Source organism: Vibrio profundi, from assembly GCF_043642225.1.
Lineage (GTDB): Bacteria > Pseudomonadota > Gammaproteobacteria > Enterobacterales > Vibrionaceae > Vibrio > Vibrio profundi_A.
In genome coordinates this window covers 63,400-88,572 of the sequence record NZ_JBHZSF010000015.1, presented here as the reverse complement: position 1 = coordinate 88,572, position 25,173 = coordinate 63,400, and the positions used below count along the sequence as shown (strand labels likewise).

Below are 25,173 nucleotides of genomic sequence, written 5' to 3'. Positions count from 1 at the left end.
TTACACTGCTTCATTTATCAGCAAGCTGTACATTTGGACGTCAAATCCGAATAATAATTGCGATATACATCACAAAATGATTTACAGTGCCCCGAAATTTGTTATCATAAGATTTCATATAACTTAACAATAAATATTAATCTGGCTAGGTGTATGCAAAAAAACAAAGTTTTCAATCGCTTGAATGATATTGAGTGCCCAGTCGACGTAAAAGCTAAGCTTCTATCTGTCGTACAGCACATGGAGAAATTTGGTTCGGTAAGTGAACTAGAACTTTGCAAAATTTTTGGAGAAGTAATCTGGAATGATGGTATTGACTACCATTCACACGCATTTTCATTTCGTATTGATGAGGAAAAACGTCACTGTTTAATCTCTAGATTCAAATACCATTAAAAGATACACAGAAAAAGGAGCTCTATGAGCTCCTTTTTTTATTGCCTGCTAAAAACGTAAAGACACTACTGATAGATAGGCAATGCTGAGTTTCCTTTTACCTGCCTTATCGCTAAATGAGTATGGATGTCTTTTACATTTTCAAGGCGCTGCAGCTTTCGTGTAAACTCTTCGTATCCGGTTAGATCTCTGCTCACCACCTCTAACAAATAGTCATAAGCACCAGACACCACGTGACAGCTGATCACCTCCTCCATTTCAACGACCGCTCCTTCAAATAGATCAATTGAACGCTCCTGATGGTTATTCAAGCTCACTTCAACAAACACCGTCATTGCAATTCCCGCTTTTTCTCGAGATAGCGTAACTCGATAACCATCGATAATGCCTTTTTCTTCAAGGCGTTTGATTCTTCTTGCACAAGGTGAAGCTGACAAGCCGACTTGATCAGCTAACTCGGCAGTAGTTAGCCTTCCGTCTTTTTGTAACAAAGACAGTAAATGTAGGTCGATTCTATCCATACCTTTCCCATAGTTGATTAGTATCACCAATAATTATCAGTTTAATGGTGAAAACCGCCAAAGTTCAAACAACTTAGTCGTTTTTTGCCAACATTCCCTAATTAGAAGCATCAATAATATTTATAGAATCCACTTATATGTTACAACTCGATGAAATACGGATATTTAGCTATTTGTGTCACCTTATTGCTATGGGCTGGTTTTTTCCTTTCTCTGAAAGGAGGGGCTATCTCTAATTTGACCCCAGCAGACATCGCATTGACTCGCTTTGCTTTACCAGCATTGGTCCTCCTTCCCCTAGTTAATAAACATATAAAACAGATCCTAAATGTTCCTGTGAAATATCTATTAGGTATGTTTATTGGCTGCGGCTTGCCTTACCTTTTAGTTGCAAGTTACGCGATGAACTTTGTCCCGGTATCTCATGGCAGCGCACTCGTACCCGGCACATTGCCGCTCTTTGTTACGGGAATTGCTGTCATGTTCTATAAGCAGCCTCTTAGCTCACACCGCATCATTGGAATTGGTTTGATTATTGTTGGTATTTCGATATTTTTGAGTACGAGTATCAGCACCTACAATTGGCAGCAAACTCAAGGGCACTTATTGTTCTTACTAGGAAGCTTCATGTGGGCTATTTTTACCATATCGGCTCGAGTGGCGAACCTCAATGCTCTGGTGACGGCAGGGTTAGTTTCGCTCTTTTCTAGTATCACTCTGCTCTTGTCGATAGCATTTGGCGCACTAGATAGCCACTTATTCAACTCTCCGCTTAATGTTTGGCCATATAAAGAGTTACTTGTACACCTATCTCTACAAGGCGTTGGTGCAGGCCTAATCGCTGCATTCACTTATTTATACGCGGTTGGTAAGCTTGGCGCTGAACGTTCCGCAGCGTTCGGCTCAGCGACACCAGCCATCGCCACTTTGCTGGCCATCCCCATTTTTGGTGAAGTTCCCGATCTCACAACTTGGGCGGCATTATTTTTCATTTGTATCGGCAGCCTCATTGCGAGCAATATATTTATGAAAAATGATGCATCTATGAACTATCAGCCGACCGCTCGTTAATTGGCTTAGTTGAGCCAAACAACTCACAGAAAGGACGCTAAGGGAATAAATAACGCGTTAGTTTTGAACCTTAGTTCAATCTCCATTACACTAGCGCCCCTTTCTTGTTAGCTAAGAGAATTCACATGCAACGCGATTACACGCTCAATAGTTTACTCACCATGCCACGCCACGAACTTGAGGAGTTCAGCCTGCGTATGATTCACCGCTTAGTTCCAGAAGATGCTATGAATGAGCTATTCACATTCGAGCAAGAAGAAGTGACAAGCGAAGAGCGAATGCAATCGGCTAAATTTGATGCGATGCTGCGAATGACTGCTATTGCATTGGGCGAGGTCAATCTTGCATTTTCGGAGTCAGAAAACTCTCAGCAAAACATCGAAAGAATGACAAGATTATTGCTCTGGCATTTCTACTCAATCTCTTTCAATTTAGAAGAAGCGATTAACTTAGAAATACATTGTGCAAAAGTCGAAGAGATCTTGAAAAACGCTCCGACCGATGCATTTGGCTGGGTCAAAGAACTGACTGAACTACTGCATTTCTACGCCAAAGTGAACGAAGAAAACGCTTAACATTAGATTCAAAAAAGCAGCCGAACTGGCTGCTTTTTATTTTTACTTACAAGTAGTTAGCATCAACGAGCTCACTCGTTTCAACTTTGGTCACTTCTCTACGATTTTCCAACCAAGTCGCCACTAATGCTTTTTCTTCTTCCGTTACTGAACGGTAACGCTCAATTGAGCACAAGAAACCTTCAAACAACTCAAGACCACCGCCACCGAAACATAATCCAATACTGTCGATGTAGTCGATAAACTCATCCACAAACTGATCATAGCTATCGAAATCATTGATAGACGTTACACAGCTCACCTCGAAACCTAAAATGGCAAACTCGCCCAAATACAATTTTTTGCGAATACGACGATTTTTATTATCTAACTTATCAAGTTTCATGATGTTCTCTCTATTCAGGTTGAATACGGCATTTATACACAGTTCTCAAAGATAACCAAAGTAATTCATCATCACTATGCTACAAAATATCTTAATGTAATCATTTGGAAACAAAAGCTTAACTAAACTTGCAATAAAGCGTCACCTTTCTCTATCAGGATTGCTAACAAATTAATTCTAATAAACTACATAGGACGCATTACACATGAGCAAAGAAACCTTTGACAGTACTTTATTTAATAAAAGTAAGAATAGACCTTTTGAAGCCGTACTAGAAGCAAGCCTATCTAGAAGAAAAGTACTCAAAGGCGGGCTCGGTTTAAGCGCGATGACCGCTTTCGGAGCATTCGGGCTTTCTGGCTGTGGAAGCAATACTTCTGGTGTGGATACTGGCTCTCAGAGTGGTCAGAGTAACGCCGTACTTAATTTCGATTCAATTCAAGGTTCACTGACCGATGGTGTCGTTGTTCCTGTAGGTTATACAGCACAAATCCTCGCGCCATGGGGAACGCCACTAAACACGTTCGGCAACCCTTGGCAAAGTGATGGCTCCAACACTTCCGATGATCAAGCAAACGCATTGGGTATGCATCACGACGGAATGCACTTCTTTCCAATCAGCACTGACGGTAATGATGGGCTTTTAGTCATCAATCATGAATACATTGATTCCAATGCACTGCATCCAAACGGTCCGACTTCAACAAACGGAGTTCGCAGTGATATTGACGAAGTACGTAAGGAAATCAACGCACATGGTGTCTCTGTTGTACGTATTACCCTTATTGGCGATACATGGACTGTCATCGACGATGATCCGCTAAATCGCCGATATACAGGCGCAACAGTCATGGATGTTTCAGGCCCTCTTGCTAACCATGCGCTGCTTAAAACTAAATTCTCGCAAGATGGTAGCCAGGCTAGAGGCACATTGAATAACTGTGGTAACGGTTATACGCCTTGGGGCACCTACCTAACGTGTGAAGAAAACTGGCCGGGTTACTTCGTAAACACCGGTGTTCGCACTGAAGAGCAAGAACGTATCGGCGTTTCCACAACGGGTACTCGATATGGGTGGGATACACTATCAGACCACAATGAAGAACGATCCGACGAGTTTTCGCGTTTTAACGTGACGGAATCAGGCGCTTCAGCCCTTGATGATTATCGTAACGAAGCAAACGGGCATGGTTACATTGTCGAAATTGACCCATACACGCAAAACTCCCGCGCCAAAAAACGCACCGCACTCGGTCGTTTCCGCCATGAAGGATGTACGTTTGGCAAACTGACCGAAGGCCAGCCTGTTGTCTTTTATTCCGGGCATGATTCTCGCTTCGAGTACCTGTATAAATTTGTTTCCGATGCAGTATGGGATTCAGCCGATGCTTCACCTAATAACCGTCTCGTTACCGGAGACAAATATATGGACGCAGGCACACTCTATGTAGCTAAATTTAGCGACGATGGAAGCGGCGAGTGGCTACCATTAACGATGGAAAGCCCAACTTCTAATGGCGGCACGCTCGCCGATGAATTTGGGTCACTCGCAGAGATAATCATTAACACTGCCGGTGCTGCTGATTTACTGGGAGCAACGCCAATGGATAGACCTGAATGGTGCGCGGTTGATCCTAAGACAGGAACTGTTTATCTAACCCTTACAAACAACACCAAACGAACCGAAGATCAAACCGATGCTGCTAACCCAAGAGCGATTAATAAGTTTGGTCACGTTATTCGTTGGGACGAAGGTTCTACTGTTACTGACTTTGAATGGGATATTTTTGTATTCGGTTCACCTGCTGATGGCGACCTAGAAGAGACTAACCGCTCTGGCCTTGATGATTTAAACCAATTTGCGAGCCCCGACGGCCTAGCATTTGACGGGCGAGGTATCCTATGGATACAAACCGACAATGGCGCATCAGAAGTGACAAGTTACACCAATGACCAAATGCTAGCCGTTGTACCATCTCGCTTATCAGGGAATGAATCGATCAATGAGTCTAACCAAGCCCAACTAAAACGATTTTTCGTCGGGCCTAATGGTTGTGAGGTGACAGGTTTTGCTATGAGTCCTGACTACAAATCCGTTTTTATCAACATTCAGCACCCTTCTAATTGGCCATACAGTGAAGATGCGACTCAAGTGACACCTAGTGACACAACATTAAGACCACGTGCATCTACGGTGGTTATTCGCCGTCAAGATGGTGGTGAGATAGCCGTATAGCCTAAGAGATGTACGCCTAATCTATAAATAAAAAGGCGAAGTCATATGACTTCGCCTTTTCGGTTATTCTGGGTTTTGTGCATGCCAAGCATCGAGCAACGACTTCCCGTAGATAACTTCTGTCTGCATGTGTAAGTAGAATAATACCGCTACCAAAACAAAGCAGGCTGCGTTGTACCAATTGGTAATTCGACGCCGCTTTTTTTCCTCAAAAACTGCAAACTGAATTCCGACTAGGACAAAAGGATAAAGCCCTAACGCAATCAATAACCCGCCTAAATAATTTGAAATCGCCATTGGATCTAACATGATTTAGCTCCTATTGTGTTTACAATCATGAGCTTATCAAAAGCGACGTTTCAGTTTTGGTTCAACGAATCAATTTGTCGAGCTATATAACTAATCGGGGCTTAGGTTAAGAAAAGAGTCCTGCAAAGAACAACTTAACGGTATCAAGCAGTCGTTTAAACAAACTTCCTTTTTCCACTGATTCGAGCGCAATTAAAGGTTGTGATTTCACATCCTCTCCATCGACAGTGTAATGAACAAGGCCAAGCACTGCCCCTTTTTCGATAGGCGCTTTAAGTTCACCGTTCAACTCTACCGATGCCGTCAGTTTATTTCGGTCACTGCGGGGTAGCGTGACATAAGCGTCTTCTGCCACACCAAGCTTGATGCTATCAGCCTCTCCATACCACACGCGTTCAACCGCGACTTGGTCGTTACTCTTGTGTGGATTAACCGTATCGAAGAAACGGAAGCCATAACTCAAAAGCTGCTTACTTTCTGATTCCCTACTTTTCGCGCTAGACGCCCCCATCACAACCGCAATCAAGCGCATGTCACCCTGTGTCGCAGAACTTGCCAAACTGTACCCAGCGCCAGAAGTGTAACCAGTTTTCATTCCGTCAACGTTCATACTTCTATCACGCAGAAGTCCGTTACGGTTGTACTGTGTAATACCATTATATGTATAAGAGGTTTCGCTATAGAGGCTATAGATATCAGGTAAATCTTTGATGATGGCTTGTCCTAACAGAGCAATATCGTAAGGTGTAGAATAGAGATTTTCAGCATCTAAGCCATGTGCATTGGCAAACTGGGTATTGGTCAGATTGAGGTTCGCAGCCCATGAATTCATTAAGCCGACAAACGCCCCTTCCGAGCCTGCCACGTGCTCTGCAATTGCCACACTCGCGTCGTTACCCGACTGAACAATCAAACCTCGATAGAGATCCATCATGTTTACGTCGGTATTCACCTCGATAAACATCTTCGAAGAATCGGGGAAGTTTTTTGCCCAAGCATTTTGACTGATTCTGACTTTATCATTTTCAGAAATGTTTCCTCTTAGCATTTCTTGGCCAGCGACATAGCTTGTCATCAGCTTGGTTAAGCTTGCAGGGTTAAGTGGTGTGTTGGAGTTGTGCTCAACGATGACTTCACCGGAATGGAAGTCCATTAACACATAACCTTTCGCTCCAAGCGTTGGAGGATCAGGAACAATAGTTGGCGCTGCGAAAGCTGAAGAAACAAATGACATTGAGCTAATGAGAACAAGAGGAAGCTTAAGAGAGAAGTTCATTTGATAGATATCCTGAAAAATCATTTATTTCAGTATATCCAAGCCACAGCAGAATATAGGGTAAGTTTACTAAGATTTACGTTAATCTAAAATTAGTTACATTTAGCAGTCCAAAAGATATTAAAACTCTTCAATAAAGGAAGCTTATTCATAGATTAACGATATGAATAAGCTTCTATAATCTACTTAGTTAAGAGAGTTTGAACTTATCCATCTCTTGATTAAGCTCAGTCACTCGGTCTCGAACTTGGTTGGTTGTTTTATCTGAGTTCTGACTAATACTGGATACTCCTTCGACTGAATGAGTCACTCCATCCACCAGCTCTGTAATCGCTTGTGTGGCATTCGATTGTTGATCGGCGGCAGACGCTAAATTCAACATTTGCTCATTTAGGGTAGCAATCAAGTTTGTGGTTGAGTTTAACTTCTCTACAGCCTGCTCGGTATGAGATGCTCCTTCTTTTGCCAAGCCTTGGCTCAGTTCAATCTCTTTCACCACAGAAGATGTCGACGTTTGAATCGCGTTAACAATCGTATTAATCTCAGTGGTAGATTCCGTAGTCCGAGTTGCAAGTAAACGAACTTCATCTGCGACGACAGCGAAACCACGTCCATATTCGCCGGCTCTAGCAGCTTCGATCGCGGCGTTCAAGGCAAGTAAGTTGGTTTGTTCCGCTAGACCTTCGATCACCTCAGTAACGCGTCCTATTGCTTCGCTTTCTTTGCTCAGCTCACTCACGAGTCGATTGGCTTTATCAATGGTTTCATCCAACTTTATCGCTACCTCTCGATTATGATCTAAGGCAGACGCACCTTCGCTTAGCTCTTGCTGAGAATCACTCAATGACTGCACCGATTCTTGGGCTAATACCGCAGTATTATTCGCCGATTGAGAGACTTCTCCAATCTCCTGCCCCATTCGATCAATATTCACTTTTTGATTGTCGACTTCATCAATTGTGTCACGGTTACATTGAAGTAGTTCGGCCATGCTTGAATCGACCTGCTCTGCTTTTCTTGTTACCCCTTGGACAATGTCGCGTAATGAATCATTCATCTGATTGATCGATACCGTCAAAGTCGTTAGCTCATCTTGTCCGGATATTTTTAGGTTCGGTTGGGAAACATCACCTTGAGCGATCAACTCTGCACGCTTGGCAACGTTAGAAACCCTAGAACCAATACTGCGTCCGAGGTATCTAGCGACGAATACAGCGATTAAGGATACAACTAAAGCAGCTGCAATCAGCAAGGTACTTACTTGTTGGACATTTTTTTGGATACCTTGTCCGCTCTGGTCCGCGATTCTTTGTTGGTCCGATACGATCTTATCTAGACTTTGTTCAAGCTTGGTTGCATTCGGGATCACCACGCTCGACATATAAGCGTTCGCTTTATTCCAATCCGAAGATTTGCGTAACGCAACGACTTGTTCTGCCAAAGGAAAATACAACTGCTGCATTTCTTTGAACAATTCCCAAAGCCCTTTATCACTGCCGGACAGTAAATCAACTTTACTTTCAATTTCTGCCACTGATTTTTCATGGGACTTGATAAAGTCAGCATACTTACTTAAGTAGTCGTCATGGCCATAAATCAAAAAGTCACGCATAGAAGCTAGTGCATTAGCAAGCGACGTATAACTGTCAGCGTATAAGCGGAATAAACGCTTACGCTCACCCCCTTCTTTATTGGACGCTTCATCGTTAATCAGACCTTGCAACTGATCGAGCGCGACTTCAGCAATAGGGGCGGCTTCATTAATAAACAAATTGTGGGCTAGCAAGTTTTCATCGCTGTGCGCTAATTCGCTTAACGCAGATAACGACTGACTGAAATCTTGCCACTGAATCAATATTTGCTCGTAACGTTCAGATGATAAGTGCTGCTCCAATGTCGGGATAGTCGCAGCCGTTTCTTCTGCGATTGCTGTAAGGTGATTTAGCTGCTGCTGACCAAGCACTTCGTCATTGCCTAATAGCATATAAGCCCTCACCGTGGACAAACTGGCCTGCACGGATTGTCCGATAGCGCGACTGGTATCGACGGTGGGTAAATCTGTTGTCAGCAATGAGTGAGTGTGTTGTTCTACAGTACTAACACTGCGGTAGGTAAAACTTGCAGATGCGATAAAAAGTACGACAAGTAACAGAAAACCTAACTGTAACTTACTGGATATCGAAAGCTTCATCCCTAAGCTCCTTTATTGAATTTGAGACAATATATCACGAGTTAATGAAATGTTAACATTTTACAAAACACCTTGTGACTACTATCGCCTTAGCTGACTATAACTGCCGCCTTACTTAGGCTATTCGTCCAAAAAAATAAGGGTGACTAATGTCACCCTTATTTAACAGACTAGCTTATTGCCACTCTAAACTGATCTTTTCTCGTCGAGAGAACAAGTGAACATGTCCTTCTATTATCGACTTTTGAACATCAAGCTCTTTTTGATTGCTGGCACTGCATACAATCGTGAGCATGTCAGACTGGTCATTAACTAAGAATCGACTAGTTCCCACTGGGAACTCAACTACCCCTTGAGTATCGCTCCAATCTGCCGACACTTTCCGAGCAAAGTGACGGCATAACACGGTTAGGTATTTACTCGCGTTTGAAGAGTGGATCTCGACTTTGGTTTCAAATACTGTTGTCATAATGAATCACATTAAAATTGATAAGCAAGAGACAGCTTGTAGTTACGCCCTGGTTCATAATCATCGGTAACCGCTGTACGAGCTAGTCCACTTCTTGAAGCATGAGAAACATAAAGCTCATCAAAAATGTTATCGATACCGAAAGTAACACTTAGGTTTTCAACATCTGCAGGTAGCCACTGCGCATACAAGTTATGCACATCGTACGCTTCTTTTGGATCAGTTCCTTCAACTACGTTATCTTCTTCCAGTACAACAATTGACGTCCAGCCAAACTGAGTATCAATGGAATCAGCTTGGTAGTCTAAAGTCACCGCAATGCTGTCACCAATGTCGCTACTATTACCGTTACCAGCGATGATAGGCCCACCATTCGTTACATCTTCATTATCAGAGCGAGAGAATGACACTTTCGAGTGGAACATCTCGTAGCCGTAAGTCGCACTCAACTCAAAGCCTTCGATTTCCGCATCACCAAGGTTATAGATTCGGTAAGAACCCGTCGCACCTTGATAAGCCTCTGTAATGTAGTCATCAATGGTGGTTTTGAATGCCGTAAACGTTGCACCCACATAGTGGCTATCGATTTGTTTATCAAATCTCAGACCAGCCTGCGTGTTTTGACCAGTCTCCGCTTTTATGTCGTCATCAACATAAGCCACGTCCTGGTATCGAATGTAAGTTTCAAGTAGCTCTGGGCCTTTGAACAAAGAGCGTGTGTTGGCAAACACTGCCCAATCATTCGCAAACTGCCAATCGGCGCCGAGCGACCATGTCACCTCATTGAAACTCTTATCACTCGTCACTGCATCGCGTTGATAGTCGTCATAACGTAAACCAGCCATTACAAACAAGTCGTCAGTTAGGTACAGCGTATCTTCAACAAAGACCGCAATTGAAGTCGTGGATTCTTCCATAAACTTCTCACTGCCGTATTCACTGCTGGTCGTTCTATCTAAGTATTCCGCACCATACACCACAGAGTTATCTAACCCGGCTAACGCAAGCTGAGACTGGAATTTTGTATTGATGCCGAAGTTTTCGTTTTCAGCGCTATTTTCAGAAGCACGAGTTGGTCGCCAATTTGTGATCACCGATTCATCGCGCACAATTTCAGTGCTACTAGAGTAAATGTTTACTTTGCCTGTATGTTTCTCACCACGAAGTTGGTACGTCGCTGTATAGGTGTCACGGTCATAATCGGTAGGAACCAGGTCATCACCCGTAAACACGTTATTTGCAGAGCCTGCCATATCAGGACGCGGGTTATAATCCCCACTGTCACGATACATATCGAGGCTCAGTTGGAAACGATGTAAGTCCGACGGTTCAAAGCCCACTTTCGCTAACACATTGTACACGTCGCCTTCCGCGCCGAACGTTTCAACGCCGTCACCGTCTTCGAAGTTATCTCGGCTAACACCGTGACCATAAACAAGCGCATCCACTTTATCTGATAGCTTGCCAAATACCGTGACAGATCCTTGTTCGCTATTGTTCGACGCAATGCCACCAAATACACGGACACCGAATGTCTCATCATAACGCAGCAAATCTGTAGCATCTTTTGTTTCAAAGTAAACCGCGCCACCTAAACCAGACTGCGTCACTGAGTTGTTACCGACCTGAATATCCGCAGATTTAATGATGTCAGGGTTTAATGTCAGGTTTCCAATATGGTGGAACATGTTGGCGTGTTGAGATGCGCCATCAAGTCGAATATCAAGATCCGTTTCCCCCAACCCTCGAATGTTAATTCGTTGGTTAACTGAGTGTGTGCCCCCTACATCAACACCAGGAATATCACGCAATAAATCAGACATATGATCGGCTTGCTTCAGAGACATGTCTTCCGCATATACCGATTCTGAACTACTGGATACTTTCGTCCCCCACACAACGACTTCTTCAAAGTCTGTGCTTTCTTGAGCTTGTGAACCACCACTTAACGCCATCGCGATCGCAAAGCCAAGTAGTGTCTTTCTTTTGGGAGTGATATTCGCCGTTTCCATGAAACTATTCCTAAATACAAATGATAATAATTCGCAAACATGTTAAGTTTCAATTTCATTAATAGATAGCTGAATGAGTTATGCAAAAACGCATAACTGTTATGAGGAACGTTAAAATGGCAAACCAACAACTTATCCGTCCTAGAAAAGCGGTAAAGAAAGTCGCGCTAACCAAGAAGATTGAAGATTCTGAGAAGCAACTGATTGTTGGAACAAGGAAAAATGTCGACTCACCATTGGTACAAGGTCAGTTCGTTTCTTACCGATGTGGGGAGCACTACTCTATTCATGGAAGTAAAGCCGTCGAGCTCAGTGATTCCGAAGTCGTTTCCGTAGCGCCCTCTTCTGTCATCATTACGCTGCTTTTAGAAGGGGAAATAGAATTCGGCTACAACAACTTAAACTTTGCGTTAAATGCAGAGCACTCACCGCAAGCGATCATTGTAAACCTAGATAAACCGACCAACTTTAGGCGAAAAATTAACGCCGGGAACCAAGTCACCAAACTCAACATCATGATGTCTCCGCAGTGGATGAAACAACTTAGCGGTAACTTAGCAGACAACATGCCTTTTCTCGAAACGTCAGAGGCGTTTCAAAATATCCAAGTGACCACTGAAATGGTGTCGCTCGCGAGTAAAGTTATTGAAAATGAAAACAACCCTTCGTTTCTGAATTCACTCGCAACTGAAATAACCGTACAGCAATTGATCCTCTTAGTGTGTGAACAATTAGAATCTAGGCTGTTCCAAAATGCATTCGATAACAAAGTTCACGATAGAGACCAAAAAATCAATGACACGATTCATTACATCGAGTCCCACCTAAATGAAGAGATAAGCTTAGAAACCATTGCCGAACATATGATGATGAGCGTATCGAACCTGCAAAGGCGTTTTAAGCAAGAGCTTGGGGTCACAACCGCGGTTTATATTAGGCAAAGACGCCTAGAGGTAGCTAAACAACATATTGAGAGAGGCTCGATGACGATAACAGAAGCGGCATATGAGGCGGGTTACCATCACCCTTCAAACTTTTCTAATGCGTTTAAAAAAGCCTTCGGGTATTCACCTTCAGGCTTTTTAGATCGAAATGAGAACCTAAGTTAAGCGATAACGCTCACTAGTAGTAGGTACACATCCTTTTTCCTTCGACAGTCATAACGTTAAAAGGCGTGTCGTAAATGCTTTCAAGCACGCGTTCTTCAATGACCTCTTCTACAGAGCCATTGGCGACAATCTTGCCTTTTTTCAACGCGATCACTTTGTCTGAATAGCATGACGCAAAGTTAATGTCATGAATCACAACCACTACTGCCTTATTCATTTCGTGCGCTAAGCGCTGAATGTTTTTCATGATCTGAAGGGAGTGTTTGATGTCTAGGTTATTAAGCGGTTCATCCAAGAACACGTAATCCGTGTCTTGAGCAATGACCATCGCGATGAACGCCAATTGCCTTTGCCCTCCGCTCAGTTCATCTAAGTACTTATTCTCAATAGCGTTGAGACCCAAGTAAGTGATAGCTTGTTCGATTACTTTCTCATCGTGAGCCGTTAACTTCCCTTGCGAATAAGGAAAGCGACCAAATGAGACCATTTCACGAACAGTAAACCGCATGGTAATCGAGTTTGCTTGCCGTAAAACCGCCAACTTTTTAGCCAACGCTTTCGTATCCCAATCAACAAGATCTTTGCTATCAATAAGGACTTTACCACCGTCTTTTTCTGTTAGTCGGCTAGCCATTGAAAGCAACGTACTTTTTCCAGCACCATTTGGGCCGATAATCGAAGTGACTTTTCCTTTTTCAAAGTTTGCACTCGCTTGTTCGACAACCGTGTGCTTTCCGAAATACTTCGTTAGTTTATCCAATTGAATCATGGTAGGCCTATATCACCTTGTTTCGAACAAGCATCGAGAGGAAATAAATCCCTCCCACAAAATTAATTACAACGCTAAGCTTGGTTTCAAATTCAAATAGATTCTCAACCATCCACTGCCCCGTTAACAGTATCGCGACAGACAAAAGCGAGCACCCAACAAGCAATATTCTATGCTGATACGAACTGAACCATTCCCGAGTTAAATTCGTTACCAGTAACCCAAAAAACATGATTGGCCCAATGACAGCGGTCGAAATGGCAATCAATATGGCTGACAGAATTAGGCAATATCGAGTTATTTTCCTTACATCGACACCTAAACTGATCGCGTTATCGGTATCCAACCAAAGTACATCTAACTGCCTATTTAACCGATACAGTAGAATACTGACCAAAGCTAGAACAGGAGCTGTCCAATAAACCAAATCATCGTTTACGTTATTGAAACTCGCAAACATGCTATTCAAGACCGATGCGAATTCATTGGGATCAAGCAGCATGATCAAGAACGAAGCGACATTACCAAAGAGCTGACCAAAAATAACACCCAACAAAAGCAGCACTAAAATATTGGCTCTTTGTTTACGAAAGTAAAACGTGAACAACAACAATGAGAAAATGAGCATTAAACTGGTCGACAGCGCAAAGTTTAAGAACGGATTAATCACCATCACACTTAAACCGCCGAAAAGTACAACGATCAAGACTTGGGTCAATATATATAGGGCATCAAAGCCCATAATACTTGGTGTCAAAATCCGATTATTGGTGATGGTTTGAAACACCAAAGAGGATTGAGCGATAGCCACAGCAGCGAGAATCATGGCTAGTACTTTAGGAACTCGGCGAGAAAGAAAATACTCATAGTTGTCTGCTGTCAGCCCCACGCCGATAAACAAACCAGCAAAGAGCACTGCCACTAAGAGCAGTAGAAGTAAACGGCTAGAATCACGCATGCTTTTCACCTTTCAATACAAGGTAAATGAACACAGCCCCGCCTAAGATACTAATAATCATAGAAATTGGCACTTCATAAGGGAAGATTATCGTTCGGCCAACCAAGTCGCACACTAGTACGATCAGCGCTCCCGCAATGGCGGTGATAGGGATATTTCGACGCAAGTTATCACCGTAAAAACGGCTAACAATATTAGGCACGATCAAACCCAAGAAAGGTAGCTGACCGACAATCATGACGATAGTCGCAGACATCACGGAAACCAAAAGAACCCCAATAATCAAAACTTGTTGGTATTTCAATCCCAAGTTCACCGCGAAGTCTTTCCCCATTCCCACGGCTGAAATTCTTGTCGCGTACATATAACTCAAGAGCGCAACTGGGACAGCGATAAATAGCAGCTCATAATCGCCCATTAGCAAATTGGCAAAGTTAGCGACCGCCCATCCTGATAGGTTTTGTACAGCATCGAACTTGTAAGCGACAAACATCGCCATTGATTCGACAACGTTACCGAAAATCAGACCAATTAAAGGAACAAAAACAGCATTCTTAAATTGAATTCGGCTGATAAGCTGAACGAACAATAATGTACCCGCCATCGATACACCGAAAATAACGAGTAGATTTTGCCCATCACCAAATAGGACTAGGCTTAATACGTAACCAAGCATGGCACATTCAAACGTACCTGACGTGGAAGGAGCCGCGAAACGGTTTTGGCTAATTTGCTGCATAATCAAACCAGCAATACTTAAACCTGCACCCGCTAACAAAATCGAAAGAAGCCGAGGGAACCGGCTTGTGAAAAGAAGTTCTATCGCTTGTGGGTCACCAGCAACAATCGCTGCTAGTGACACATCACTGACCCCAACAAATAATGAGGCAAGGCTTAACAGCAGTAGAACAAGCAATAACTTTTTCAAAGTTAACCTCTGCTCAAGAAGATTCTACTTTAGCCCGATTGACTGTTTTACATCTGAAACCATTTGCTCCGTCGCCGTCACGCCGGAAATAGACAAATACCAAGCATTAACATCAAGGAAAGTCACCGCATTATTTTTATAAGCGCTGGTCGCTTTCACTAAATCATTTTCAAAATCTTGCTTGGTTGTGCTTTCCCCTTTATTCACTAGCTTATTACGATCAATCACTAGTAATGTCGTTGGGTTAGCATTACGAATGTACTCGTAAGAAATCAAATCACCATGGCGCGTTGGCTTAATGCCTTCCACGGTTTCAGAGAAGCCAAAATCTTTATAAATAGAAGAGAATCGAGACTGAGCACCAAAGGTAGTGATGTTATTCCCTGAACTCATCACCGTTAAGGCATCGACATTATTTTTCTGGTTATACGCTTTAATTTGTTTAAATTCAGCATCTAGCTTGTCGATCGTTTGTTCAACTTTGTCGGCATTGTCAAAGATTTTAGCTAGCTTACGCCACTGCTCTTGAGTGCTTTCCCAGTAGCCTTGCCCGTCTTCCGCTGCAAACAATACTGTTGGGGCAATGTCCGTCAGTTCGTCGTACTTTTCTGCCGCACGACCACCAATGATGATCAAATCCGGCTTTTGCATATAAATCTTTTCAAAGTCCGGTTCGAATAAGCTCCCCGCAGATGCATAGTCATCTGAGTAGTACTTTTTCAGATAGCTCGGTAACGTGCCCGCTTTCGCCACCGCTACAGGCTCAACACCAAATGCATTTAAGGCATCCAAAGCTCCTACCCCAATAACAACAACTCTTTCTGGGCTTTGCTCTAATGTTGTCTTGCCTAGCTTATGTTCAATAGTGACTGGTGCAGCCAGTGCTGCTGACGAAAACAAGCAAATTAATGCTGTTGAAAGTTGGCGGTTCATAGCAATCCTTAGATGAATTTATGGTAATGATTTCGATATTCATTATCATTTAGATTGCGAAATATAACGGCAATTTTCTTTAATAGCAATATGATGATTAAGGGTTTACTTTCGGTAAGTCGCGTAAAATCATAGAAATATAGGTAGTAATTCGCTCTTTACGTTGCTGCTTGGCTAAGCCCTGTTCTATGCCACTTTGAGCGAGCGTTTGCCACAATGGCTGAGTCATATTTGGACGATACATCACCATATATAAAGACCCTTTATCCACTTTATTGCCACTTTTATCGTAAAAAGGAATCCCGGTTGAAAGCTTGGTGTAATCGAAGATCGTTGAATCTTTCAGCACCGACTCTTCCGCCAAACCAAACCCAATAATGACATCCCCTGCTCTTTGACCTTTTTGTAAACGGTAACCTCGCAAGTGCATTTCGGTTTCAATGGCCTTTTTCACCATGTCGGTTACTTCTGTACTATCGATGTCATTAGCTAAATAAGCGCGCTCGGAATTCGGATGCCAAGAGTAGGTTTTTACATTCTTGTTCATGAATGAAAAGTCACCACTGGTGACCATTCCATAATCATGGCTATCAACAGGCACTGTTGTCGTGCAAGCCGCTAACATTCCAGCCAAGCTTAGAGAAACACACCATTTTGTAACACGTCGAATCGCTCTCGAACCCATATGCAACCATCCTTTGTTCAATCAATGCCTTCGGGGGAATTACTCTCAACATAAACAGTAATTTATCGATAGGAAATACTATTAAACGTTTGCGTAATCGCTAACCTTCACTTATGCCAATTTTGGGGGTTTCATCACAAATTCACGCTTGTTATAGTTCACCACAGTTAATATAACCAGACCATTCGAGGCACGGAGCTTCCTCAATATTCTCAAGATGAGAAGAATTGGTACCGACAGACAATCGGCAAATTAAGAGGATCAAATAATGGAATTCAATATGGTTGAAATCTTAGGCTACGCAGCATCTATCATGGTTGCTATCTCACTGACAATGAAGGACATTGTTCGTTTGCGCGTACTTAACTTTATCGGTTGTGGCTTGTTCACCGCATACGGTGTCATGATTGATGCTTGGCCGGTTGTGGCGACAAATGGTTTCATCGCTTGTGTGAACATCTACTTCCTTGCAAAAATGCAACAAGAGAAGAAAGCTGACTCTTTAAAAGAAGCAAAGGCTTAATGCCAACCGTTTAAAATCGAGACACCCAATATAAAAAGCCCAAACATTTGTTTGGGCTTTTTACTTATTGAGCTTTTTCTTGAGCAAAGAGAGTAATACCTACTAATTACTCTCAAATCTTACCTATGCAGCCCTACCACAGAGCTGCATGATTTTCTCTTAGTCTTCGTCGTCGTGCATTTCTGCCCAAGTTTGAGCACAACGTACAGCACGCTTCCAACCTTTATAACGACGGTTACGTTTCTCTTCATCATGATGAGGTTCGAAGCTACGATCTAGCTCGGCTTTGTCTGCTAGTTCATCAACACCATCCCAGAAACCAACCGCTAGACCAGCAAGGTAAGCTGCACCAAGTGCCGTTACTTCCGTTACTTTAGGACGACGAACTTGCGTGTCCAGTACATCAGCTTGGAACTGCATTAGGAAGTTATTCGCCACCGCACCGCCATCCACGCGAAGTGCAGATAACTTAATGCCTGAATCCGCTTGCATCGCATCTAGTACATCACGAGTTTGGTAAGCAATACCTTCCAATGTCGCACGAATGATGTGATTAGAGTTAACGCCACGAGTTAGACCTACAATCGTACCGCGAGCGTAAGCATCCCAGTATGGTGCGCCAAGACCTGTAAACGCAGGAACAACGTAAACACCGTTTGACGAATCCACTTTAGTCGCGAAGTATTCTGAATCTTTCGCATCTGCTAGTAGCTTCATTTCATCACGTAACCATTGAATAGATGCACCACCCATGAATACCGCACCTTCAAGCGCGTAAGCAGGCTCACCATTCGAACCACATGCAAGTGTTGTAAGCAGACCATTTTTAGACGTTACTTTCTCTTGGCCTGTGTTCATCAATAGAAAACAACCTGTACCGTATGTGTTTTTCGCCTGACCAGCTTCTACACACATCTGACCGTAAAGCGCCGCCTGTTGGTCACCAGCAATACCAGCGATTGGAATACGAGTACCGCCTTTACCACCAATGTTCGTTTGACCATACACTTCTGATGAACGCTTAACTTCTGGCAACATAGATGCTGGAATGCCAAGCTCTTTTAGCATTTTCTCGTCCCAGCACATATCGTTGATGTTAAACATCATTGTACGTGAAGCGTTCGTGTAATCCGTTACGTGAACACGGCCTTGAGTCATTTTCCAAACTAACCATGTATCAATCGTACCAAACAACAGTTTACCGGCTTCAGCATCTTCACGCGCGCCTTCTACATTGTCTAAAATCCACTTAACTTTCGTACCTGAGAAGTAAGGGTCTAGTACCAAGCCTGTGTTTTCGCGGATGTAATCTTCTAGTCCACGCTCTTTTAGCTCTTCACAAATCGATGCAGTACGACGACATTGCCAAACGATCGCGTTATAAACTGGCTTGCCTGTTTCTTTATTCCATACAACAGTTGTTTCACGTTGGTTCGTAATACCGATACCTGCAATTTCATCACTTCGAATGCCTGATTTAGCAAGTACTTCAACCAATGTAGATGATTGAGTCGCGTAGATTTCTAGAGGATCATGTTCAACCCAACCCGCTTCTGGGTAGATCTGAGTAAATTCACGTTGTGACACACTCACGATATTTGCATCGTGGTCAAGAATTACGGCACGAGAGCTAGTGGTTCCTTGGTCTAAGGCAACGATATACTTTTGCTCAGTCATAGTGGTGTCCTTTTTGTTTCTGTCATTATAATTTTAGTTGATTACTGGCGCCCCACTCGCTAAGCGAAGCGCGCTAAATCGATAGAGTTTGAATTATGCGTTTGCTTGTTTAACTTCAGCTTCTTCTTCACATTGATTTGGAATCGTGCAGCCTTGGCCTTCTACTGGTAAGTATGCGGCGATTGCTTTCGGGTATAACCATCCACCGAAACAAGCACCAGCGATAGGAGCAAGAACAGGCACGATGAAGTAAGGAATATCACGAGCACCAGTTAGGGCATGTTCCCAGCCAGCAAAGTAAGCGAAGAGTTTAGGGCCAAAGTCACGAGCAGGGTTCATCGCAAAGCCAGTCAGTGGACCAAGTGAACCACCGATAACGGCAATTAGAATACCGATCAGCAGAGGGTTCATCGCCCCACGTGAAGCACCATTGTTTTCATCACCTAATGCTAAGATTGCGAACATTAGTACCGCTGTAATCACGAATTCCACCGCAAAAGCGCCAAAGAAAGAAAGTGAAGCGTGTGGATAGGTCGAGAAAATACCAGCAGTTGCTAGAGCGTCTTCGCTGCTTCGTACAAAGTTATGTGCGATTTCATAATCGACGAATAAGTTGCTGTATAGACTGTAAACCAGCGCTGCCGAGCAAAATGCACCTGAAAGTTGAGCCACAATGTACGGCAGTACTTTCGACTTATCAAAGCCATGAAATGCCGCAAGTGCAATCGTCACTGCCGGGTTAATGTGTGCGCCTGATACGCCAGCGGTACAGTAGATAGCGATGGTGACACCGAAGCCCCATACAATACTGATTTCCCATTGGCCAAATTGAGCGCCAGCTAGCACTAATGCCGCTACACAGCCCACACCAAAAAATATCAGCAAGCCAGTGCCGATAAATTCGGCAAGACACTCTCCAAAAAGAGTGTGTTGTTTCTTATTTGTCATCGTAGGGTCCTTTTTCATTATTGTAATATCCAAGATGCTTCAAAAATTGGGGGATTCAGAAGTTCTTCAGACATATATGCATGTTCACTGCACGGGTTACATTCTGCATATATGTTTCTTTTCGAAAACCCACACGAAACAAAAATGAGCGTTCGAACACACTTTTGTAACATACGTGAAGACAAAATGTTAAATAACGCAGACCAAGTAAATAGAGCAAAAACTCCTTATACCCATTTAGGGTTAGCCAAACAAAAAGCTCATCTGACCAGATCTTGAACACCTTTGTTTATCTAGCTTATAGCGAACTATTAACAAAACTGTTAATGCTTGGTAACTACTTTTTTGCTTCAAAGCTGTGGTTACTCAACAGCATCGAGCTATAACACCCCTAACAATATTCGAGTGACAACACATTTCCATCTACGAAAAACGCCTACAAGACCTTGCTCAAACGAGCATTTACAAACAAAACATTCCAAAAAGGAGCTCTTTAAACTGTTAATTGCTTATATGAATAGCAAAACGAACATTCACCCCCTCAAAACAATCAGACAGAAAAATCGATGTGATTCAAACTTCCTTCAATTGCCGTTCCTCAATCAAGCTAAATCGTTCACATGCACTACAATTTAAACGGTTAAACGGGCTTACATTTTGTGTTACAGCAGGCATGGAGTTCATCAATGCAAAAACCGGGATCCGGTCATTACAAGCGTTCTATTCAATTTCAACTGACGTTCGCCAGTATCGCTATCATTACTCTGCTCGCGATTTACATCGTGATTAACAGCAGTTACAAAGACCAAGAAGCCGGACTCATTAACCTATTTAACAAAGTTCAGGTTTCGTCCCAGCACATGCTGTACGTTCGACGAGCCGAAAAGGATTTTATTTCGAGGGTGGACTCAAAATATATACATTTGGTGAAAAGTAGAATTGAGGCGTTAGAAGAAAGCACCCACTTGATTTATAAACTCATGAACGAGGCAGATCTGCCAATTTTATATTCTCCCGATAGAATTCGCGACGCTATCCAAACTTACACGGACACCTTCTACGAACTCTCTCGACTCATTATTCAAATCAAAGGGGCGAATAACCAAGGGTTATTATGGGAGTACAATGAAGCAAAGAATCAACTGCTACAAATAGCCTCTGAGTCTGGCGTTCCAGAGCTCTTGCAAGCCGTCATTCAGTGCGACAATGCCGCTTATCGATTCTTTCGCTCATTTTCCACCGCCGAGCTAGAGAATGTAAAACAAGGATTCGATAGCGTCATGTTACATGCAGAAAGTGCACGATCAGTGCAAATAAATGACGTGTTAAATTATAGAGATTCGTTTTACAAACTTCAGCGAGCGTACGAAGAACTTGGATATAACCATAACAGTGGTGCACACGGACAGTTACGTAATGCGATTCACGTTGTTGAAAAGGAGCTATCCAAACTCCACAGAGAAGTTCCAAGGCTCATACAAGACAGAATGGAGGAGATAGAGGCCAATCTAAGCTTAAGCTTATCGGTATTCAGTGGTTCGCTTGTAGGGATTCTTTTGTACTTATCTTTCTCTATTATTCGTTTAGAGAAAAGTTTAAAAAATTCCCGAAAACAAGCTCTGTCGGCTAACAAAGCAAAAAGTACATTCTTAGCGAACATGTCCCATGAAATTCGCACTCCACTCAATGGCATTATCGGGATGTCAGACATTATGTCTGACACTCACTTAGATCCTCATCAACGCGAATATCTAGCGACCATAGAAACCTCATCAAAATCATTATTGCTGTTGATTAACGACATTCTAGACTTATCTAAGATAGAAGCTAGACGCATAGAAATCACACCTCACCAAACAAATGTGAGACAAGTCATTCTTGATACCGCGGCGATCTGCATTCCGCGAGCAATTTCGAAGGAGCTAGACGTTGAGATAGCAATCGCTTCCAATGTCCCTGCCAGCGTGATTCTAGATGAGCATAGACTGAGTCAAATCCTCTTAAACCTGACAGCCAATGCAATAAAGTTTACCGAAGCAGGCAAAGTCACATTAAAAGTATCTGTTGGTGATAATAGTAATATCACTCCAGATAGGAACGCAGAGGGTGAAGTAAATAAAGAGACTCATTCGAAAAGTGGCAATGACGAAATTCAGATACATTTTTCGATCATCGATACGGGCGTAGGGATAGAAAAAGACAAGCAGCGTTACATCTTTTCCCCTTTCACCCAAGAAAACGACAACATTACCCGACAATTTGGAGGAACCGGCCTCGGCTTGAGCATCAGTAGTAAACTCGTGTCATTAATGGGTAGTGAACTTCATGTTGAATCGGAAAAAGGACAAGGAAGCCACTTCTATTTTGGGCTCAATACAAAAGTATTCTCGCGCACTCACCATATTAGCGAAACTGTTGCTCAGGCCCGGATATCGGTCATTACCTCAACGCCAACAGTGCGTGACGTGCTACTGGAAGAAATGACGGTTTATGGTATCTACCACCGTGAAGTGGTCACGAGCCTAGTTTCTTTAAAGCCATGCGATATTTTTATTTATCACCATACCGATGACACGAAAACTAATCGTGACCTTCTTGAAATTGCTCATACGTGGCCTGATACCCCAATCATCATTTTGCAAGATATGTACGCTTCATTGGCCCCCCCTCCACCAGCGGTCACAGGTATCGTGAAACTTCCTATTTTGGGGCATCGATTCATTTCGACTCTTGAGAATGCAATGAGCAATAATCCGCTGAACGACAATGTTGCGGATACAATACCGAAAACTGAAGAGCCTTTACACGCAGAAGCTACTAGCAGCGCGCAAATTCTGATCGTTGAGGACAACGCCGTCAACGTTCAAGTCGCCGGAATGTTCGTCACTAAACTTGGGTTTACGTTCGATGTTGCGTTTAACGGGCAGGAAGCCATCAATAAAATACGCGCCGGAAGAGAGTTCAAGTTAATTCTGATGGATTGCATGATGCCCGTCATGGATGGCTTCACCGCTACTCGAGAAATACGTCAGTACGAGCAACAACACCAATTACGGGCGGTTCCCATTATCGCACTTACGGCGAGTATCCTAGAGCAAGATATTCAGCAGTGTGAAGAGGCAGGAATGGACGAGTATTTATCAAAGCCAATAGACCGTGAAAAGTTCTCGAGCATCATCAATAAGTACTTGTCCTAAAATCGTATCAGCCACTTATTCGTAATGGCTTAACTTACGAACAACCAAATGCCTACACCAATCATCAACGTACCGGCTATTCGATTCATTAATTTTACGTTGTCGGCTTGGCCAAGCAGTTGCTTCAGGCCTTTACCCCCGGTTGCATACAAAGTCATGCACACGAACTCTGAAACCAAAATGATCGACACAAGAATAAACAGCTGAGGCGCTAGTGAAGCGCTGCTATTAATGAAAGGGGGAAGTAGTGAGATCATGAAAGCCCAACCTTTCGGGTTCGCAATTGCCGTCACAAAGCCTTGAACGACGAGATCCCAATCTCCGCCAACTTTGACTTCTTGACTGTCAGCGCTGATCGCTAGTTTCCCTTTTGAACACCACATTTGAATCCCGAGGTATCCTAAATAGGCTGCACCCACAAACTTAAATGCAGTGAATAGCCAAGGGTAATTCAGCATGACTGAGGCAATACCGAGAACCGCCGCAACGGATACGACCGCCACACCCACCAGTTCGCCAATCATCATCCACAAAGTACGTTTGTAGCCAATACTCATGCCCAGGCTTAACGCCAACGTCATACACATACCTGGTGTGATGGATACAAAGAAAAATGTCGGGATAAAAGCCCAAAGAAGTGCACTGTCCATTTTCGCCTCTTACTCAAAAACACAAAGAGCCACACGAGGTGGCTCTTCTGACTTAACTAAAGTGCCAATTATTTACGGCGACTTTTAATACGATTCATCATCGCTAAACGACGTTCAGCGGATGCTTGATCTGGTTTATCTTCGTTCGGGTTGTTCTTACGGCCTTGGCGATTCTTATACGCAGATTTAGTATTCAACTTTTCAATATAGGCATCACGTTTTTTCGGCTCATAACCCGGCTGTTCAACGCGACGAATACGTTGTTGAATAAGGGTTTCAACTTGAACTACCGTTAACTCTTCTTCGCGGTTTACGAAAGAAACAGCGTGCCCTTGTTTTCCAGCGCGACCCGTACGACCAATACGGTGCACATAATCTTCGGCAAGGAAAGGCATATCATAGTTAATAACATGAGGTAGATCTTCAATATCTAGTCCGCGCGCTGCAACATCCGTTGCAACCATTACTCGCGCTTTACCTTCTTTGAAATCATCAAGAGCACGGCGGCGAGCACTTTGTGCCTTATCACCATGACAAAGTACAGCTTTAATACCATCAAGCTTTAGCTCTTTAACGATCTCGTTTGCCGTTTCTTTGTAGTTAACAAACACTAAAACTTGCTTCCAGTTTTTACGGCCAATTAGCTCAGATAACAGCTCTGTTTTGCGCTCTTGATCAACAGGGTAAACCACGTGGCCAACCGTTGCTGCGGTGCTGTTCTCACGCTCTACGCTAATACGCTTAGGCTTACGAAGAATATCGACAGATAGCTGGTTTAGTTGAGTAGACGTTGTCGCTGAGAACATCATGATTTGCGGAGAGGTTTCCACATCTAGCATAATTTTACGGACGGCGTTAATGAAGCCCATATCGAGAATACGGTCAGCTTCATCAAAAACTAAAAATTCAAGATTAGAAATAGACACATTGCCCGCTTCTAAGTGCTCTTCTAAACGTCCAGGGGTCGCGACTAGGATATCAACACCCAAATCTAACTGACGAACCTGTGAAGACATTTTGTTACCGCCATAAACAGCCGCAACGCTTAATGAGGTGTATTTCACGTAGTCTTTAATGTTCTGTGCAATCTGAGCAGCCAACTCACGAGTTGGAGCAAGGATCAGGCCGCGAGCCGTTCCACGAGAAGCCGTTTTACCGCTGTCTAAAAGGTGTTGGATAACAGGTAAAGAAAACGCAGCGGTTTTACCCGTACCAGTTTGAGCAGTTGCAAAAATATCATGCCCTTTACGAGCCATCGGGATCGCTTTTTGCTGAATTGGCGTGAGTTTCTCATAGCCACATTCAGTAAGAGCTTTTACAAGTTCTGGGGCAAAACCTTGAGAGGAAAATGACAT

At 43.2% G+C, this 25,173-nt stretch carries 23 protein-coding genes; 7 read left to right on the top strand and 16 right to left on the bottom strand.

Features of this window, described 5'->3' with window-relative positions:
- Nucleotides 1-153: 153 nt before the first annotated feature.
- The gene (locus ACHUFI_RS18985) at nt 154-396 is read left to right on the top strand and encodes a hypothetical protein (protein WP_394251998.1); all 243 of its coding nucleotides are present in this window, start codon (nt 154-156) and stop codon (nt 394-396) included.
- 65 nt (nt 397-461) lie between these two features.
- Here ACHUFI_RS18985 and ACHUFI_RS18980 read toward each other — a convergent pair whose 3' ends face one another.
- Nucleotides 462-917, bottom strand: a complete 456-nt coding sequence (locus ACHUFI_RS18980) for an Lrp/AsnC family transcriptional regulator (RefSeq protein ID WP_394251996.1) — start codon at nt 915-917, stop codon at nt 462-464.
- Nucleotides 918-1,067: 150 nt separating this feature from the next.
- On the opposite strand from ACHUFI_RS18980, the gene ACHUFI_RS18975 reads away from it, so the two are divergent.
- Nucleotides 1,068-1,988 (top strand): DMT family transporter, encoded by a 921-nt coding sequence (locus ACHUFI_RS18975; protein ID WP_394251994.1) that lies wholly within the window; start codon nt 1,068-1,070, stop codon nt 1,986-1,988.
- A gap of 125 nt (nt 1,989-2,113) precedes the next feature.
- Complete coding sequence (locus ACHUFI_RS18970) at nt 2,114-2,563, top strand: exoribonuclease R (RefSeq protein WP_394251992.1); 450 nt, start codon at nt 2,114-2,116, stop codon at nt 2,561-2,563.
- 46 nt (nt 2,564-2,609) lie between these two features.
- Here the strand turns inward: ACHUFI_RS18970 and ACHUFI_RS18965 are convergent, their stop codons facing one another.
- Entirely contained in the window at nt 2,610-2,948 is a 339-nt protein-coding gene (locus tag ACHUFI_RS18965; RefSeq protein WP_394251990.1) for a YggL 50S ribosome-binding family protein, read from the bottom strand.
- A gap of 205 nt (nt 2,949-3,153) precedes the next feature.
- Here ACHUFI_RS18965 and ACHUFI_RS18960 point away from each other — a divergent pair, with 205 nt between their 5' ends.
- On the top strand, nt 3,154-5,184 hold the full coding sequence (locus tag ACHUFI_RS18960) for a PhoX family protein (RefSeq protein ID WP_394251988.1): 2,031 nt from the start codon (nt 3,154-3,156) through the stop codon (nt 5,182-5,184).
- Nucleotides 5,185-5,247: 63 nt separating this feature from the next.
- On the opposite strand, the gene ACHUFI_RS18955 is transcribed toward ACHUFI_RS18960, so the two are convergent.
- The 5 genes from ACHUFI_RS18955 to ACHUFI_RS18935 form a co-directional block, all read right to left on the bottom strand.
- Entirely contained in the window at nt 5,248-5,493 is a 246-nt protein-coding gene (locus ACHUFI_RS18955) for a hypothetical protein (protein ID WP_394251986.1), read from the bottom strand.
- 106 nt (nt 5,494-5,599) lie between these two features.
- Complete coding sequence (locus ACHUFI_RS18950) at nt 5,600-6,769, bottom strand: serine hydrolase (protein ID WP_394251984.1); 1,170 nt, start codon at nt 6,767-6,769, stop codon at nt 5,600-5,602.
- A 190-nt stretch (nt 6,770-6,959) separates the two neighbouring features.
- A complete protein-coding gene (locus ACHUFI_RS18945; RefSeq protein WP_394251982.1) occupies nt 6,960-8,960 on the bottom strand; it encodes a methyl-accepting chemotaxis protein in 2,001 nt (666 codons plus the stop codon).
- 175 nt (nt 8,961-9,135) lie between these two features.
- On the bottom strand, nt 9,136-9,429 hold the full coding sequence (locus tag ACHUFI_RS18940) for a DUF2218 domain-containing protein (RefSeq protein WP_394251980.1): 294 nt from the start codon (nt 9,427-9,429) through the stop codon (nt 9,136-9,138).
- An 11-nt stretch (nt 9,430-9,440) separates the two neighbouring features.
- Nucleotides 9,441-11,441: a TonB-dependent siderophore receptor gene (locus ACHUFI_RS18935; RefSeq protein ID WP_394251978.1), complete on the bottom strand. Its 2,001-nt coding sequence runs from the start codon at nt 11,439-11,441 to the stop codon at nt 9,441-9,443.
- Between the two features lie 116 nt (nt 11,442-11,557).
- Here ACHUFI_RS18935 and ACHUFI_RS18930 point away from each other — a divergent pair, with 116 nt between their 5' ends.
- Nucleotides 11,558-12,550 carry a helix-turn-helix domain-containing protein gene (locus tag ACHUFI_RS18930; RefSeq protein WP_394251976.1) on the top strand — a complete coding sequence of 331 codons (993 nt, stop codon included), beginning with the start codon at nt 11,558-11,560 and terminating at the stop codon, nt 12,548-12,550.
- A gap of 13 nt (nt 12,551-12,563) precedes the next feature.
- Here ACHUFI_RS18930 and vctC read toward each other — a convergent pair whose 3' ends face one another.
- From vctC to ACHUFI_RS18905, 5 genes are all read right to left on the bottom strand, one after another.
- Nucleotides 12,564-13,319 carry an iron chelate ABC transporter ATP-binding protein VctC gene (vctC, locus tag ACHUFI_RS18925; RefSeq protein WP_394251974.1) on the bottom strand — a complete coding sequence of 252 codons (756 nt, stop codon included), beginning with the start codon at nt 13,317-13,319 and terminating at the stop codon, nt 12,564-12,566.
- A gap of 7 nt (nt 13,320-13,326) precedes the next feature.
- A complete protein-coding gene (locus ACHUFI_RS18920) occupies nt 13,327-14,277 on the bottom strand; it encodes an iron chelate uptake ABC transporter family permease subunit (protein WP_394251972.1) in 951 nt (316 codons plus the stop codon).
- Nucleotides 14,270-15,205, bottom strand: a complete 936-nt coding sequence (gene vctD, locus ACHUFI_RS18915) for an iron chelate uptake ABC transporter permease subunit VctD (RefSeq protein ID WP_394251970.1) — start codon at nt 15,203-15,205, stop codon at nt 14,270-14,272. Before vctD ends, ACHUFI_RS18920 begins: the two co-directional genes overlap by 8 nt.
- A gap of 24 nt (nt 15,206-15,229) precedes the next feature.
- Nucleotides 15,230-16,138 carry a siderophore ABC transporter substrate-binding protein gene (locus ACHUFI_RS18910; RefSeq protein WP_394251968.1) on the bottom strand — a complete coding sequence of 303 codons (909 nt, stop codon included), beginning with the start codon at nt 16,136-16,138 and terminating at the stop codon, nt 15,230-15,232.
- A 97-nt stretch (nt 16,139-16,235) separates the two neighbouring features.
- Nucleotides 16,236-16,823, bottom strand: coding sequence for a DUF4136 domain-containing protein (locus ACHUFI_RS18905; RefSeq protein WP_394251966.1), 588 nt, complete (start codon nt 16,821-16,823; stop codon nt 16,236-16,238).
- Between the two features lie 268 nt (nt 16,824-17,091).
- Between ACHUFI_RS18905 and ACHUFI_RS18900 the strand changes: the two genes are divergently transcribed.
- Nucleotides 17,092-17,346 (top strand): hypothetical protein, encoded by a 255-nt coding sequence (locus tag ACHUFI_RS18900; RefSeq protein WP_394251964.1) that lies wholly within the window; start codon nt 17,092-17,094, stop codon nt 17,344-17,346.
- Between the two features lie 159 nt (nt 17,347-17,505).
- Here ACHUFI_RS18900 and glpK read toward each other — a convergent pair whose 3' ends face one another.
- Nucleotides 17,506-19,023, bottom strand: a complete 1,518-nt coding sequence (gene glpK / locus ACHUFI_RS18895) for a glycerol kinase GlpK (RefSeq protein ID WP_394251962.1) — start codon at nt 19,021-19,023, stop codon at nt 17,506-17,508.
- Nucleotides 19,024-19,116: 93 nt separating this feature from the next.
- Nucleotides 19,117-19,971 (bottom strand): MIP/aquaporin family protein, encoded by an 855-nt coding sequence (locus ACHUFI_RS18890; RefSeq protein WP_394251961.1) that lies wholly within the window; start codon nt 19,969-19,971, stop codon nt 19,117-19,119.
- A gap of 686 nt (nt 19,972-20,657) precedes the next feature.
- On the opposite strand from ACHUFI_RS18890, the gene ACHUFI_RS18885 reads away from it, so the two are divergent.
- Entirely contained in the window at nt 20,658-23,168 is a 2,511-nt protein-coding gene (locus tag ACHUFI_RS18885) for a histidine kinase dimerization/phospho-acceptor domain-containing protein (RefSeq protein WP_394251959.1), read from the top strand.
- Nucleotides 23,169-23,197: 29 nt separating this feature from the next.
- On the opposite strand, the gene ACHUFI_RS18880 is transcribed toward ACHUFI_RS18885, so the two are convergent.
- Nucleotides 23,198-23,818 (bottom strand): LysE family translocator, encoded by a 621-nt coding sequence (locus tag ACHUFI_RS18880; RefSeq protein ID WP_394251957.1) that lies wholly within the window; start codon nt 23,816-23,818, stop codon nt 23,198-23,200.
- A 68-nt stretch (nt 23,819-23,886) separates the two neighbouring features.
- The gene (locus tag ACHUFI_RS18875) at nt 23,887-25,173 is read right to left on the bottom strand and encodes a DEAD/DEAH box helicase (protein ID WP_394251956.1); all 1,287 of its coding nucleotides are present in this window, start codon (nt 25,171-25,173) and stop codon (nt 23,887-23,889) included.